The sequence below is a fragment of the Acidimicrobiales bacterium genome (genome assembly GCA_035316325.1).
GTDB lineage: Bacteria > Actinomycetota > Acidimicrobiia > Acidimicrobiales > VFJN01 > DASXTK01.
The window spans coordinates 1-15,023 of record DATHJB010000132.1 but is presented as its reverse complement, the minus strand read 5'-3'; the positions used below and the strand labels follow the sequence as shown (position 1 = coordinate 15,023).

The following is a 15,023-nucleotide window of genomic DNA, read 5'->3' as shown; positions in this document are numbered from 1 at the left end:
GCGGCTCGCGACCAGCAGAGCTTCGATCCTGGGGAGGAGCGCACCGAGGACGTAGGGCTCGTCCTCGCGCACCTTGCTCGTCACGGGGTGATCGTTCGCGACGTGCAGCACGGCGCCGGCGATGGCGACGATGGGCTGCGGACCACGCGCGGCAGCCAGCTCGGGCGGCAGCGCGGCCAGGGCGCGGTCGAGGTCGCGAGCGAACAGCGACCAGGCCATGTCGTCGGCCGCGCCGAGCAGGCGGTAGACGGTGGAGCGCGAGACGCGCGCTTCGCGGGCGATCTCGGGCACAGAGGTGTGGTCGACGCCGCGACGGCTGAAGCAGCGTCCGGCGGCGTCGAGGATCGCGTCCGCTTCCGCCGGCAGGGAGCCGAGCCGAGCCCCGAGGAGCTGCCGCAACGCTCCCGCCAAGGGGTGGGCCGCCGGCACTGCGGGCGCTAGGTCGGGAAAAACCCCAGGCTGGGACACACCGGAACCCTACCAAGCACCGCGGAAGGGCTCCCCGTCGAGGTGAGATCATTCCGTCTTGACATCTCATCAGGCGGGAGTACGGTGACCTCCGAGCGCTGAGACGGCAGGACATGTTCGTCTCATGTGAGCGCGGCACGTCCGGGGGGACTCCATGACGCACGGACCAGGGGCGCAACATCGGCCGCAGCATCGACGGCGGGCTGTAGGGCTCCTCCTCGTGCTGGCCACGGTGGCGGCGATCGCCGCCTGTGGAGGCGACGACGACAGCTCCGGCGACGGGGGCGGTGCCGGCGGGGACGGCGAGGTGGCCCAGGAGGCGCCGAACTGCCCGGGCGACCCCATCCGGTTCACCACCATCGCCGCACTGAGCGGACCGACCGCGGTCAACGGGGACGACCTCTCGGTCGCGACCGACGTGACGGTCCGAGCCGTCAACGAGGAGTGCGCGCTCGGCCGTCCGATCGAGGTCACCGTCTGCGACGATCGCGGCGACCCCAACGGCTCGACAGAGTGCGGCCGCGCCGCCGCCGACGACGGATCGCTGGCCCTGATCGGGTCGGTCGGCGTCTTCGACACCGGAGCCGAGGCGGCCGGCCTGCCGTCCGTCTACACCGTGGGCGCCGGCACGTTCGACCACACGAGCCCGAACTCGTACCCCTTCACCAGCATCGTGCCGCAGCTCTTCGGGTCGATCACGACGGCCAAGTCCGCCGGTGCCGAGTCGACGATGCTCGTCACGTTCGAGTCACCGGCCACGGTGTTCATCGCCGAGCAGGGCGAGGCGCTGGCCACGGAGCTCGGTCTCGAGTGGGAGGTCCTGTTCTTCCCCCAGGACACCACCGACTTCGCACCCATCGCGGCCCAGATCGTGGCGGCCGACCCCGACTCGCTCGGCTTCGGCGTGCCCCAGGCCGAGCCCTTCATGCAGGCACTGCTGGCCGAGGGCTGGGACATGCAGGAGAAGCCCACCCTGTCGACGTCGGTCCTCATGCCGCCGAGGGTGATGGAGGCGCTGGGCGACGAGGGCGACGGGCTGTACCTGATGTCGAGCGTCGTGCCGCCCACCGAGACCGACAACGCCGGCATCCAGGAGATGAAGGATGCCTACGAGGCGCAGGGCCTCGACTTCGACGACGCCAGCGTCGTCTCGGTCAACGGCTGGATTGCGGCCCAGAGCCTGGTCGACGCCCTCTCGGCGCTGTCGCCGGACGAGATCTCCGAGCTCGACAGCGCGGCGCTGGTCGAGGCGGTGAAGGCCCAGGGGCCGGTCGACCGACCCGAGGTGGTGCCGTTCGACATGAGCACGCCGGCCTTCCCGGACAACCCGGTGCTCAGCACCTTCCGCCTCTTCAGCCACCACGTCATGGCGACCCGCCTGGAAGGCGGCGAGATGGTGCCGGTGTCCGACTTCATCGACGTCGAGACCCCCTTCGAGCTCGAGGGCTGACGGGTGGGCGGCGCCCACATCATCGCCACCGAGGTGCTCAGCCAGTCGACGGTCCGGTTCGCGCTGCTGGGCATGGCGACCGGCTCGCTGGTGGCCTTGGTGGCGCTGGGCGTGGTGCTGGCGTACCGGGCGTCCGGGGTCCTGAACTTCGCGGCCGGTGCGCAGGGCGCCCTCGGGGCGTTCGTCTGCTACGTCCTGCGCGACGACCACGCCGTGGCGCCATGGCTCGCCCTCTTGGCTGGGCTGGCGACGGGCGCGGCATCGGGCATGGTCATGCACGGGATCATGACGGTGCTGCGACGGACGTCGTTGCTCACCCGGCTCATCGCCACGCTGTCGACGATGTCGGCCATCTACGGCCTCATCGTCGTGCTGTGGGACGAGGACAAGGGGCAGCCCGACAGCTACCTGCCCACCCGCAACGTCACGCTGGTCGGCGACCTGCGCATCGGACAGGACAGGCTGATCCTCATCGGGCTCGTCGCGATGTTCGCCATCGCGCTGCGGCTCGTCTACTCGAAGACGCTCTTCGGGCTGGCGACGTCGGCGGTGGCGGAGAACCGCCGCGTGGCGGCGAGCGCCGGCTGGTCGACGAGCACGATCGAGATGGTCAACTTCACCTTGGCCGGCGTGCTGTCGGCCACCGCGGCGATCTTCCTTGCCCCGATCATCACGCTGCACGTCGCGGTCCTGACCAACATGGTGCTCGTGGCGCTGGCCGCGGCGCTGGTCGGGCGGTTCTCGTCGTTCGGCCTCACCGTGGCCGGCGCCTTCGCCATCGGGATCCTGCAGAGCGAGCTGGCGCTGTTCCAGCCCGATCTCGCCGAGCGCTTCGACGTCGGCCCCCAGTCGCTCACCGGACTTCCGCAGGCCGTGCCCATGCTGATCATCGTGGCGGTCACGGTCTTCGGTGGCCGGGCGCGCCTCGCCCGCGGGGAGGCGATCGCCAGGCTCCCGCTCCCCGGCACGGGTCGCGTCCCCGTCCCGGCCGTGGTCGGGGGTCTGGTTGTCGCGGGGACCGCGCTCGTCGCGGTCCCCGGCTGGGCCGACGCCCTCGTCGCCACGTTCGGCATGGGCATCCTGGTGCTCTCCGTCGTGGTCGTCACCGGGTACGCCGGCCAGCTGTCGCTGTGCCAGTTCGCGCTGGGTGGGTTCGGGGCCTGGGTCGCGGCCCGCCTGGTCGCCACCCAGGGTCTCCGCTTCGAGCTCGCGCTCCTCGTGGGCGTCGCGACCACGGTGCTCGCCGGCCTGGTCGTGGCGCTCCCCGCCCTGCGGACCCGCGGCGTCAACCTGGCCGTGGCGACGCTGGCGCTGGCGCTGCTCTTCAACTCGGTCATCTTCACCAACAGCTCGCTGACCGGCGGGCTGAACGGCACGGTCGTCGACGAGCCGTCGGTGTTCGGCATCGGCCTCGACCCGCTCGGCGATCCCCAGCGCTACGGCGCCTTCGTGCTCGTCCTGTTCGTGCTGACCGCGCTGGTGGTGGCGAACGTCCGCCGGGGGCGCAGCGGCCGCCGGCTGCTCGCGGTACGGTCCAACGAGCGGGCCGCGGCCGCGCTCGGCGTGGGCGTGTACGGCGCCAAGCTCTACGCCTTCGGTCTCGGTGCCGGGATCGCCGCGGTCGGCGGCATCGTGCTGGCGTTCCGCCAGACCAACGTGCAGTTCACCACGTTCAACGTCCTCGGCTCGATCAGCCTCGTGCAGTACGCGGTCATCGGCGGCCTGGGGTGGGTCGCCGGCGCCGGGCTCGGGGCCCTCGCCGCCCCCGGCGCGCTGGGGACCAAGGTCCTCAACGACCTCCTCGGCGGCATCGACGACATCCTCGCCTGGAGCGCCATCATCGCCGGCGCCGGCGCCACCCTGCAGCTGGCCTTCGCCCCCGACGGATCGGCGGCGCGGCTCGCCGGAGCGATGCGGGAGCGCTTCCGCGGCGTCGACGACCGGGTGCGGCGCCTCGTCGAACGCCCCCCGACCACCGCCACCTCCGACGGCCCCCACGTCCAGCCACCGGCGACCGTCGAGGTGCGCGGCATCACGGTCCGCTTCGGGGGCGTCACCGCGCTCGACGACGTGCACCTGCGGGTCGACCCCGGCGAGATCGTGGGGCTCATCGGGCCGAACGGAGCCGGCAAGACCACCCTGCTCGACGTGATCACGGGGTTCACGCCGCCCGAGCGCGGCCAGGTCCTGTTGGACGGCGGGCAGGTCGACCGGCGATCGCCCGAGCAGCGGGCGCGGGCCGGGATGATCCGCTCGTGGCAGGCGGTCGAGCTGTTCGAGGAGATGACGATCCGCGACAACCTGCTCGTCGCCGCCGACCGCCAGTCGCCGTGGCGGTACTTCACCGACCTGGTGCGGCCGGGCCGGCAACCCACGACCACGGCGATCGAGGCCGTCCTGGCGGACCTCGGGCTCACCGACGTGATCGACCGTCGACCCTCGGCGCTCTCGCAGGGTGCGACCCGCCTGGTGGGCATCGCCCGCGCCATAGCCGCCGAGCCCACCGTGCTGTTCCTGGACGAGCCGGCCGCCGGGCTCGACCACAGCGAGAGCCGGGAGCTCGCCCGGTCGGTGCGCCGCATCGCCGCAGGACGGGGCCTGGGTGTGCTCGTCGTCGAGCACGACGTCCCGCTCCTCCTCGACCTCTGCGACCGGCTCGTCGTGCTCGACTTCGGCCGGGTCATCGCCGCGGGGACCCCGGACGCCGTCCGGGTCGATCCCGCCGTCGTCGCCGCCTACCTCGGCGAGCCCGTCACCGCGGCGAGCCCCGGGCCCAGCGACGCCCCCGAGCCCGCCGACCCGGCGGCCGTCACATGACCGATCCCTTCGTCCTCGAAGCCCGGGGCCTCGTCGCCGGCTACGGGCGTGACTCGATCGTGGTCCGCGACCTCGACCTGGCGGTCGCCGCCGGCGAGGTCGTCGCCCTCCTCGGCCCCAACGGCGCCGGCAAGACCACGACGCTCCTCACCTTGAGCGGTGACCTCCCGGCGCTGGGCGGGGAGGTGCGGTGGCGGGGCGCTCCGACCCGCGCTCCCCTGTACCGGCGGGCACGCGAGGGCCTGGGCCTGGTCACGGAGCAGCGAGCGGTGCTCATGACCATGACCGTGGCCGACAACCTCCGGGTCAGCCGCTGCGACCCGACACGGGCGCTCGCTCTGTTCCCCGAGCTCGAGGACCACCTGACCCGCCGGGTCGGCCTGCTGTCCGGCGGCCAGCAGCAGATGCTGGCGCTGTCGCGCGCCCTGGCCCGCGACACCACGACCATGCTGCTGGTCGACGAGCTGTCGCTCGGCCTCGGGCCGGTGGTCGTCGACCGCCTGCTCGCGGCGGTGCGCGCCGCGGCCGACACCGGCGTCGGCGTGCTGCTGGTCGAACAGCACGTCCACAAGGCCCTGCAGGTCGCCGACCGCGTGTACGTGATGCGCCGGGGCCACATCGAGCTCGACGGCACGGCCGACGAGCTGCGCCACCGCGTCGAGGAGATCCAGGCCTCCTACCTGGCCGACGAGACCGACGAGACCGACGACGCCAAGGAGCCCGGGACACGGTGACAGCCCAGGTTGCGCAGGAGCGCGAGCCGGCATCCGACGTGGTGCTGGAGGTGGCGCCGAAGGTCCTTCGGCTGCAGCTGCCGATCACTGTCCCCGGCATCCAGCACGTCAACTGCCATGCCTTCGTCGACGCTCGGGGGGTCACGCTGCTCGACCCCGGGCTCCCGACCGACGAATCGTGGGATGCGCTGCAGGCGCGGCTGCGCAGCGTCGAGCTGTCGGTCCGGGACGTGCACACGATCGTCCTGTCGCACGGCCATCCCGACCACTACGGCCTCACGCCGCGGATCGTCGAGTCCGTCGAGCGCGACGTCGCCGTCATCGCCCACGAGACGTTCGCCCTCGGGCCCGATCGGCGCGGACGCGCGACGCCCTGGGGCCGGCAGTGGCAGCCTCCGCCGGAGATGCGACGTGTCGCCCACGTGCGCCCGACCGTCACCCGCCACGTCCGGCACGGCGACGTCATCCGGCTGGCCGGCCGCGACCTCGTGGTGGTCTTCACGCCCGGGCACACGCCCGACCACATCTGCCTCCACGACATGGACACCGGCGCCCTCTACTCCGGCGACCACGTGATGCCGACCACCACCTCGTACGTGATGAGCATCGGCGAGACCGACACCCTCGGGACCTACCTCGACTCGCTCGACCGCACCGCCGCCCTCCGAGAGATCACCACGGTGGTGCCGGCCCACGGCCACCCGTTCGTCGACCTGCTCAGCCGCATCGGCGAGATACGTGGCCATCACGAGACCCGGCTCGTCCGGCTGCTCACACTGGTCGCCGAGCACGGTCCGGCCGGTGTCCCGGAGCTCGCCGGCCACCTCTTCCCCGGCCAGCGGCTGACCGGCCCGATCGAAGCCGAGACCTACGCCCACCTCGAACGCCTGCGCGCGCTCGGCGCCGCCACCCGGCGAGGCAGCGGCAGCACGTTGGTCTACGAATCCACCCGACGAGACCCCCAGGACCAGGAGACCCTCCCATGACCACCACCCAGGCAACGGACCTCGACGATGCCGGCATGGTCTTCATCGACCCGACCGCCTACGCCGACGAGGAGCGCTTCCACCGTGCCTGCTCGCTGCTGCGCCGGGCCGATCCGATCCACCTCGTGGAGCACCCGGACTTCCCCCCGTTCTGGGCGCTGACCAGGCACGCCGACGTCTACGAGGTCGAGCTGCACCCCAAGACCTTCCACAACGCGCCCTTCCCGGTGATCGGACCGAACGAGGTGCTGGCCCAGCAGCAGGCCGGCAGCGCGATGCTGCGCACGCTCATCCACATGGACGACCCCGACCACAAGGCACACCGGGCCCTGACCGTCGACTGGTTCAAGCCCCGCAGCCTGGCCCGGCTCCAGGAGCGGCTCGACGACATGGCGCGCCGCTCGGTCGACCGCATGGCGGAGCTGGATGGATCGTGCGACTTCGCCCGCGACATCGCCATGCAGTACCCCCTGCAGGTGATCCTCGCCATCCTCGGGCTGCCCGAGTCGGACTACCCCCGCATGCTGCAGCTCACCCAGGAGCTGTTCGGCAACCAGGACCCCGAGCTGGCCCGCGGGTCGTCCCCGGAAGAGGTCCTGCAGGTCATGCAGGACTTCTTCCAGTACTTCTCGGCCTTGACCGAGGACCGCCGCGCCAACCCCGCCGACGACCTCGCCTCGACCATCGCCAACGGCAGCATCGACGGCGAGCCGGTGGGTCTCATCGAGACGATCTCCTACTACGTCATCGTCGCGACCGCCGGGCACGACACCACCTCGTCGGCGATGGCGGGCGGGATGCAGGCTCTCGTGGAGAACCCGGCGGAGCTGGCCCGGTTGAAGGACGAACCGGGGCTGATCGACTCGGCCGTCGACGAGATCATCCGCTGGACCACGCCGGTGAAGCACTTCATGCGCACCGCCACCGAGCCCTACGAGGTGTCCGGCCACGAGTTCCAGCCGGGCGACATGCTGCTGCTGTCGTACCCGTCGGCCAACCGCGACGAGGACGTCTTCGACGACCCGTTCCGCTTCGACGTCGGCCGCTCCCCCAACCCCCACCTCGCCTTCGGGTTCGGCGCCCACTACTGCCTCGGCGCCAAGCTCGCCAGGATGGAGATCAAGGCGCTCCTCACCGAGCTGGTGCCCCGACTGGAGACGATCGAGCTGGCGGGTTCGCCGGCGCTGGCCCAGACCACCTTCGTCGGCGGCCTCAAGCACCTGCCGATCACCTACTCGCTGCGCTGAGCCGACCGAAAGGGCACCGCTACGTGAAGAACCATCTGGAGGACAAGGTCGTCGTCGTGACCGGGGCGGGGAGCGGCTTCGGTCGCCTGGTGGCGGAGCAGGCGTGCGGGCTCGGGGCGAAGGTCGTCGGTGCGGACGTCGACACGGAGCAACTGGCGACCGTGTTCGAGGCCCTGGACGGCGGTGGGCACGACGCCGCGCACCTCGCCACCGACGTCACCGACATGGCGCAGATGCAGGCGCTGGCCGCGTTCGCCGTCGACGCCTTCGGGCGCATCGACGTGATGGTGAACAACGCCGGCGTGATGCCGCTGTCGTTCTACGCCGACCACGAGCAGGCATGGAAGGCCTGGCACGCCGCCATCGACGTCAACGTGAAGGGCGTGCTCAACGGCATCGCCGCCGTCTACGACCAGATGATCGCCCAGGGCCGCGGGCACGTCGTGAACATCTCGTCGATCTACTCGAACTTCGCGACCGCGGGCGCCGGCGTCTACACCGCCACGAAGTCCGCCGTGAACGCGCTGTCGGAGTCGCTGCGCGTGGAGTCACAGGGGAAGATCAAGGTGTCGGTGGTCCGACCGACCGGCGTCCCGAAGACGGGCCTGGGTGCGTCGGTGGTCAACCCGGCGGCTGTCGTCGGGATCTTCGGTCAGCACGCCTCGACGGCCATGGACAACATGATGAAGTACATCACCGGCGAGCTACCGCCCGAGCTCACCGACGCCGACTCGCCGCGGCTCTGGTCCCTCGAACCCGAGCACATCGCCGACAACATCGTCCACGTCATGAACCAACCGTGGGGCATATCGATCAGCGACATCACCATCCGAGCCACCGGCGAGGACTACGTCCTCTAAACCGCCACGACCGACAGGTCAACCTGCCCGGCCGGTTTCCCCTTGCATGTTTGTCGCGGAGCGATTACCTCTGCATTGTGAACGAACGGTGGGGTGGTCTTGGGGCGGACTACGGGGCAGCGCTCGAGCGATACGTCGACGCGGGCGAGGAGGTCGACCTCGAGGCCGCGCACGCGTTCAGTCGGGAGGCGTTCGGGGACGAGATGTCGGTCCTCGATGTCGTCGGCCTGCATCGTCGGGTGGTCGAGCAGCTCCTGGTGCGGGCTTCGTCGGCCGAGGTCGGGCTGGTCGCGGCGAGCTTCACGTACCTGTCCGAGGCGCTGTCGACCTTCGAGATGACCCAACGCGGCTTTTGGGAGGCCCAACACCACGCCGAACGGGAGCACGCCATCGCCCTGGCGCTCCAGCACGACCTCCTGCCCCGAGCGGTACCGGAGGTCACGGGCCTCGACCTGTCGGTGCGGTACCTGCCCGGTGAGGTCGGGAGCCACGCCGGAGGCGACTGGTACGACGTCTTCGAGCTCGACGCCAAGCGGGTCGGGCTCTTGGTGGGCGACGTCACCGGTCACGGCGTGGCCGCCGCCGCGGCGATGGGTCGCCTGCGAGTCGCGGTCCTGGCGCACGCCCTCGCCGGTCTCGGCCCGGCCGATGTGATCAGGCGGGTGGACACCCTGCTCGACCAGCTGGCGACCGGCGAGGTCGCCACGATGGTCTACGTCGTGGCCGATCCCGGGAAGGGCCGGCTGGTCGTGGCCAACGCCGGGCACCCGCCACCGATCATCATCGAGCCCAGCGGCGTGGCGCGGCGGGTCGACCTGGCACACGGTCGCCTCCTGGGTCTGCGTCCCCCGCTGCCGCGCCGTGACCAGGCCGTGACGGAGATCCGTTCGGGCGGCCACTTCCTGCTCTACACCGACGGGCTGATCGAACCGCTCGAACGGGCCGGCGAGGACGGCATCGCGCATCTCTGCCGAGTCGTCGAAGGCTTCAGCGGCACCGCGCAGGAGCTCTGCGACCACGTCATCGGTGAGCTCGCACCCGAAGGCACCAGCGACGACATCTGCGTCGTCGCCGCCACCCTGACCGCCCAGCCCCGCCAACGCCGCCTCGGCCGACGACGACCTCGCCGGTTGCAGCTGCGAGCGATCGACCCGAGCTCGTTGAGCCACCCGGAGCCCAAATGAGCCCTGCTCCACAGCGAGGTATGTGGATCGGTGGGGGCTCGGCGGGTAGATCACAGTCGGTGGCAGTCGACGACGGTTTTCGCCACGAGGCGTTCCTCTACGCCAGCGAGGGCGATTTCCTCGCCGGCACGGCCGCATTCATCCGTGATGCTGTGGCGGCGGGCGAGCCGATCCTGGTCGCCGTCGCTGCCGCCAAGATCACCGCGCTGCGCGCCGTCCTCGACGGGGACGCCGCCACGGTGCAGTTCGCCGACGTGACCAGCCTGGGACGCAACCCGGCGCGGACCATCCCGGCATGGCGGACCTTCGTCGACCGGCACCGCGCCGACGGCCAACGCCTGAGAGGCGTGAGCGAGCCGAACCTGGCCGGTCGCAGTCCCGACGAGCTGGTCGAGTGGCGCCATCACGAGGCTCTGCTCAACGAGGCGTTCGCCGACACAGCAGCGTTCTGGCTGCTGTGCCCCTACGACATGGCGGCCGTCGATGCCAGCCTGATCGACCGGGCCCACGACACCCACGCAGTGATCGACCGCGCCGGCCAGAGCCGGCCCAGTCGACGGTTCAGCGGCGCCGATGCCACCGCGCTCTTCCAGGAGCCTCTCCTGGAACCACCTGCGGGTGTCGCCGGCCACGAGTTCGGGGCCGACGAACTGGGCTCCATGCGTCGCATCGCCACGCGACAGGCCCTGGCCGCGGGAATGGCGGAACGTGCCACCGACGTGGCGCTCGTCACCGGCGAGCTGATCACCAACAGCGTGCGCCACGGTGGCGGCCGAGGCGTGCTGCGGCTGTGGCGACAAGCCGCGACGCTGGTGTGCGAGGTGTGCGATCGAGGACACGTGGTCGACCCGCTGATCGGGCGGCGCCGGCCGGTCGACGGCCAGGTCGGCGGGCGCGGTCTGTGGGTCGTCAACCAGATCTGCGATCTGCTCCAGGTGCGGTCCTCGCCGTCCGGCACCACCGTGCGCGCCCACATCTCCTCCGACGACGGCACTCCGTAGCCGACCCATCGTGACCGTCCTCGGGCGGCGTGTCGCTCAGGGCGAGATGCGCCGAACTGTGCTAGGCAGACGCACGATGGGCGGCCAAGAGATCCTGGTGATCTCCTCTCACCGGGAAGCGACCCACGTCGTGATCACACTCGTCGGTGAGCTCGACATGGGTGGGACGGAGCCCCTCGCCGCCGAGGTCCAGAACGCCTTGTCCGAGCCGACGACCGACGCGCTCGAGATCGACATGCGCGGGGTCAGCTTCGCCGACTCGGCCGGCCTTCAAGCCATCCTCGCCGCGCAGGACACCACCCAGCTCGCCGGAGTTGCCTTCCGGCTCGTCGGCGTCTCACCCGTCGTGAGTCGGGTCATCCACCTCGCGGGCGTCGACCACCTGCTCCTGCCGACCGCCGAAGACGCCGGCTCCTCCTGAGCCTCCGGGTTCGCGCATGATCGATGCGCGACGATCGCAGTTGCGGGGAATGAGGTTGTCATGGGTCGAGCCCGAACCAGGCTGTACAGCGGCGGCGTCATCGAGGCTGAAGGCTTCCCGGTGGCGGACGTCTCGGAGCACCTGAAGCGACCCGACACGATCGTGTGGGTCGACCTCCACACCCCCAGCAGGGAGCAGCTCGACGAGCTCGCCGGCGAGCTCGGCCTGCACGAGCTGGCTGTCGAGGATGCCCTCGAGCCCCACCAGCGCCCCAAGCTCGACCACTACGCCACCCACGCGTTCCTGTCCTGTCACGCCGTGCACGTCACCGCCGATGGCCGTGGCCTGGACGTGACCGAGATCGACTCCTTCGTCAACAAGCGGTGGCTCATCACCGTCCGAGACCACGACTCGTTCTTCGACATGGACGCGGTGCTCGCCCGCTGGGACCAGTCCCCCGACCTCGCCGCCGGCGGCGTGAGCTTCCTGCTCTACGGCCTTCTCGACGTCGTGGTCGACGGCTACTTCGACGCCGTGCAGGCATTCGAGGACTTCTACGACGAGATCAGCGAGGGCATCTTCGACGAACACCCTCTCGACCCGACCCAGCAGCGCGGGTGGTTCGAGATGCGGCGCGCCCTGGTCCGCTTCCACCGGCTCGTGGTGCCCCTGCGCGAAGCCCTGAGCGCGCTCATGCGCCGCGAGCACGCCACCGTCTCCGAGGACCTCTACCCCTACTACCAGGACGTCTACGACCACATCCTGCGCGTCGGCGAATCCACCGAGTCGCTGCGCGACCTCGTCTCCACCATCGTCGAGACCAACCTCAGCCTGCGCGACTTCCACCAGAACGAGATCGTGAAGAAGGTCAGCGGCTGGGCCGCGATCATCGCCGTGCCCGCGCTCGTCACCGGCTACTACGGCATGAACGTCCCCTACCCCGGCTCCCAACAGACCTGGGGCACGATCGCGTCGGCCGTCGTGCTCGTCGTCACCTCTGGCGGCCTCTACCTGCTGTTCCGCCGGCGCGGCTGGCTGTAGTCGACCCCTCCCTCGATCCGCCAGGTCGGCTGGGCGGCCGCGGTAGCGGGTAGGCGACGCTGGCCCGAACAGGAGCATCGTCATGAGCTGGTTGATCGTTCTGCTTGCCCTCGTCGTCGCATTCGCGGGAGCCGCCCTGGCGGTCAACCGCCTCCGGTCCGCGTCGCTCCAGCGGCAGTTCGGACCGGAATACCACCAGGCCGTCGAACAGACGGGCGACCGGCGCAACGCCGAAGCCGCATTGCGCGATCGCGTCAAACAGCGCGACGGCCTCGACATCAGAGAACTGACGCCCGAAGCCAGCGCTCGATACGTCGAGCAGTGGTTCGCGGTCCAAATCCGCTTCGTCGACGAACCCCGCCAAACCGTGACCCAAGCCGCCGAGCTCGTCACACGCGTGATGAACGAGCGGGGCTATCCCGCCGAGGGCTCCGACGACCACAGCACCTACGTCTCGGTCGACCACCCGGCCCTCGCCGCCGGCTACCGGATGGCCGAGGCCGTCCGTCTGGGCGCCGAGACCGCGACGATCGACGACCAACGTCAGGCGATCCAGAACTACCGCTCGTTGTTCGACGAGCTGCTGAACAGTCGCGCCGACCCCGCTGACGACGCTGCCGCACCAGGCGTCGAACGTGCCGAGCACGACGTCAGTTGAAGGGAGCACCATGATCATCAAGCACACCGACACCGCGCTGACCGCGCCGGCGCTCGACGACGCCAACCTCGACGTCGAGTCCGAGGAGGACGCTGAGGTCCAGTCCGTCGTCGACGACGACGCTGACGACGTAGACCCGGACGAGGAGACCGAGTCCGAAGTCACGACCGACGGCCGACCCGAAGACAACGGCGAGGACCCCGAAGCGCTCGATCCGCAGGAGGACACGGAGGTCCTCGAGGTCGGGGCGCCAGCCGACGAAGCGCCCGAGGGCAGGCCGTTCCTCAGCGACGACGGCATCCTCGAAGAGCGCTGGAACACGATCCAGATCGGCTTCGTCGACGATCCCCGGTCGGCGGTCGAGAGCGCGGATCATCTGGTCACCGAGGCGATCGACGATCTCGCCAGGATCCTCGCCGGCCACCGCGAGCTGCTCCAGGCCCAGTGGCGCCAGGACGACGACGTCGACACCGAACAGCTGCGGGTCGTCTTCCGGGACTACCGGGCGTTGCTCCTCGGGCTGCTGCACACCTGAGCCGCCGGCCCGCTACGTGCCCCCGCTGAACAGGGATCGGGCGCGGGCGAGCTCGACGTCCGAGACCTCGTGGGCCGCGGGGTGAAGGTTCGAGCTCGATGTCCAGGTCATGGAGCCGACCGGGCGACCTGATGGTCGGCGCCGGGCGAACGCGGGGCGTGGTTGGGGGCGTGGAAGACTGCCCGCGTGGTGGGCGTGACCGAGGCCGATCGTCAGCGGATCGTCGAGGAGCTGCAGCGCCGGGCGGCGCAGGGGCACCTCACGGTGCCGGAGCTGGAGGACCGCATCCATCGGGTCCGCACGGTGATCACGCTGGCCGGGCTGGAGGGGATCCTCCTCGACCTGCCCGGTGAGCCGGCGCCCTCGTCGCAGCGTCCGTGGGCGCTGCCGGACGACGGCCCCGAGCCGGAGCCTGCGGCGTGGCCGGCAGGCGGGTCACCCGGCGGCGACGTCCCGGCGGCAGCCGGCGCGGGGTCCCAGCCCCAGCGGCCGCGGCCCCGATCGCGGATGGCAGTGGGTGTGGCGGTCACGGTCACCGCGCTGGTTGTGCTGGGCGCTGTGGCTGGGCAGCTGGGCCGCGGATCGCCCGAGTCGTCGGCCGACGGGGCCACGACGGTGCCCTCGACCCCATCCACCGCCCCCACCGCGAGTTCCGGGCCCGAGACCACCGCAGCGCCGACGACCGCCGCACCCTCGGCGCCGCCCACGACCGGGCGCTCCGGGGACCCGCTCGTGCTCGAGGTGGGCCGCCAGATCCAGCCGGGCATCTACACGACGGGGCCAGCGGGCACCACCTGCCGGTGGCGGCGCTTCCAGGCCGCCGAGGCCGGGGGCCCGGACCTCGTCGTCGCCGAGGACGTGAGCGCGCGGCCGATCATCGAGGTGCTGCCCACCGATTCCCGCGTCCGCCTCCAGGGCTGTGCTCCGCTCGCCCCCTACGCCCCTCCCGCCACCCCGGCGACCACCGTGGGCGACGGCGACTGGCTGGTAGGCCGCGACGTGGCGCCGGGCCACTTCAGGGTGACGGCACCCGACCCCGACTCGACCCCCATGTGCACCTGGACGCGCGCCCGCGGCCTGGGTTACGGCGCAGCTGACGTGATCGACTATCGCGACCACTACGGCACTGACCTCCGCACCGAGGTCGACCTGGCAGCCGGCGAGCGGTTTTCCACCAGCGGCTGCGGAACCTGGACCCTCCAGTGACCGCTACCGGCCTCGGGCCCACCTCCGACCCGTGATCCCGGCAACGAGACCGAACGCCCTCCGGTGCGTCAACCCGCAGGGGTCTTCGCATCAGCAGACATCATGATCGTCCCGAAGCCGCCACGCTCCCTTGGAACGACGTCGGCTGCGGCCGGGCTCGTACTGTCGGTTGTTGTGAGCGACTGGACGAACGGTGTCGGCGAGGCGGTGCCGCTCGTGGTGCCGCTGGTCGCGGACAACGTGTTGGGGCCGCGGGTGACCTACGGTCCGATGCCGGCGCACCCTGGCGATCCGTCGTTGCCGCTCGACGCGATCGTCTTCCCGCTCGAGAACGACTTGCCGGGCCGCGTGACCTTCGAGGGCCTCGACGCGATCCGGGCGGCGCGCGGCGAGCTCTTGCCCTACCAACGTCGAG

Annotated in this window: 15 protein-coding genes; 14 read left to right on the top strand and 1 reads right to left on the bottom strand. The window is 71.0% G+C overall.

Annotated features, from left to right (window positions below):
- Window positions 1–399 (bottom strand): helix-turn-helix domain-containing protein (locus VK611_17330; protein HMG43098.1); only part of this gene is annotated, 399 nt, incomplete at its 3' end.
- 289 nt (window positions 400–688) lie between these two features.
- Here VK611_17330 and VK611_17325 point away from each other — a divergent pair.
- The 14 genes from VK611_17325 to VK611_17260 all read left to right on the top strand — a co-directional run.
- A complete protein-coding gene (locus VK611_17325; protein ID HMG43097.1) occupies window positions 689–1,918 on the top strand; it encodes an ABC transporter substrate-binding protein in 1,230 nt (409 codons plus the stop codon).
- Window positions 1,919–1,921: 3 nt separating this feature from the next.
- The gene (locus VK611_17320; protein HMG43096.1) at window positions 1,922–4,735 is read left to right on the top strand and encodes a branched-chain amino acid ABC transporter permease/ATP-binding protein; all 2,814 of its coding nucleotides are present in this window, start codon (window positions 1,922–1,924) and stop codon (window positions 4,733–4,735) included.
- Window positions 4,732–5,469, top strand: a complete 738-nt coding sequence (locus VK611_17315; GenBank protein ID HMG43095.1) for an ATP-binding cassette domain-containing protein — start codon at window positions 4,732–4,734, stop codon at window positions 5,467–5,469. The genes VK611_17320 and VK611_17315 overlap by 4 nt, the downstream gene beginning before the upstream one ends.
- A complete protein-coding gene (locus VK611_17310; GenBank protein ID HMG43094.1) occupies window positions 5,466–6,455 on the top strand; it encodes an MBL fold metallo-hydrolase in 990 nt (329 codons plus the stop codon). Before VK611_17315 ends, VK611_17310 begins: the two co-directional genes overlap by 4 nt.
- On the top strand, window positions 6,452–7,702 hold the full coding sequence (locus VK611_17305; GenBank protein HMG43093.1) for a cytochrome P450: 1,251 nt from the start codon (window positions 6,452–6,454) through the stop codon (window positions 7,700–7,702). Before VK611_17310 ends, VK611_17305 begins: the two co-directional genes overlap by 4 nt.
- A 23-nt stretch (window positions 7,703–7,725) precedes the next feature.
- Window positions 7,726–8,562, top strand: a complete 837-nt coding sequence (locus VK611_17300; protein HMG43092.1) for an SDR family oxidoreductase — start codon at window positions 7,726–7,728, stop codon at window positions 8,560–8,562.
- Window positions 8,563–8,639: 77 nt separating this feature from the next.
- Window positions 8,640–9,746, top strand: a complete 1,107-nt coding sequence (locus VK611_17295; protein HMG43091.1) for a SpoIIE family protein phosphatase — start codon at window positions 8,640–8,642, stop codon at window positions 9,744–9,746.
- A 59-nt stretch (window positions 9,747–9,805) separates the two neighbouring features.
- Window positions 9,806–10,747 carry an anti-sigma factor RsbA family regulatory protein gene (locus tag VK611_17290; protein HMG43090.1) on the top strand — a complete coding sequence of 314 codons (942 nt, stop codon included), beginning with the start codon at window positions 9,806–9,808 and terminating at the stop codon, window positions 10,745–10,747.
- 10 nt (window positions 10,748–10,757) lie between these two features.
- Window positions 10,758–11,168 carry an STAS domain-containing protein gene (locus VK611_17285; protein HMG43089.1) on the top strand — a complete coding sequence of 137 codons (411 nt, stop codon included), beginning with the start codon at window positions 10,758–10,760 and terminating at the stop codon, window positions 11,166–11,168.
- A 120-nt stretch (window positions 11,169–11,288) separates the two neighbouring features.
- A complete protein-coding gene (locus VK611_17280) occupies window positions 11,289–12,209 on the top strand; it encodes a magnesium transporter CorA family protein (GenBank protein HMG43088.1) in 921 nt (306 codons plus the stop codon).
- Between the two features lie 82 nt (window positions 12,210–12,291).
- Window positions 12,292–12,867, top strand: a complete 576-nt coding sequence (locus VK611_17275; GenBank protein HMG43087.1) for a hypothetical protein — start codon at window positions 12,292–12,294, stop codon at window positions 12,865–12,867.
- 10 nt (window positions 12,868–12,877) lie between these two features.
- Window positions 12,878–13,402 carry a hypothetical protein gene (locus VK611_17270; protein ID HMG43086.1) on the top strand — a complete coding sequence of 175 codons (525 nt, stop codon included), beginning with the start codon at window positions 12,878–12,880 and terminating at the stop codon, window positions 13,400–13,402.
- A 186-nt stretch (window positions 13,403–13,588) separates the two neighbouring features.
- Window positions 13,589–14,608: a DUF1707 domain-containing protein gene (locus VK611_17265; protein HMG43085.1), complete on the top strand. Its 1,020-nt coding sequence runs from the start codon at window positions 13,589–13,591 to the stop codon at window positions 14,606–14,608.
- A 174-nt stretch (window positions 14,609–14,782) separates the two neighbouring features.
- Window positions 14,783–15,023, top strand: a 241-nt coding sequence (locus VK611_17260; protein HMG43084.1) for a hypothetical protein, incomplete at its 3' end; no start/stop codon positions are given.

Bases quoted from the DNA above. Each gene is read 5' to 3' on its own strand.
- VK611_17315 (HMG43095.1), top strand. From the start codon at position 4,732: ATGACCGATCCCTTCGTCCTCGAAGCCCGGGGCCTCGTCGCCGGCTAC.
- VK611_17305 (HMG43093.1), top strand. From the start codon at position 6,452: ATGACCACCACCCAGGCAACGGACCTCGACGATGCCGGCATGGTCTTC.
- VK611_17275 (HMG43087.1), top strand. From the start codon at position 12,292: ATGAGCTGGTTGATCGTTCTGCTTGCCCTCGTCGTCGCATTCGCGGGA.
- VK611_17270 (HMG43086.1), top strand. From the start codon at position 12,878: ATGATCATCAAGCACACCGACACCGCGCTGACCGCGCCGGCGCTCGAC.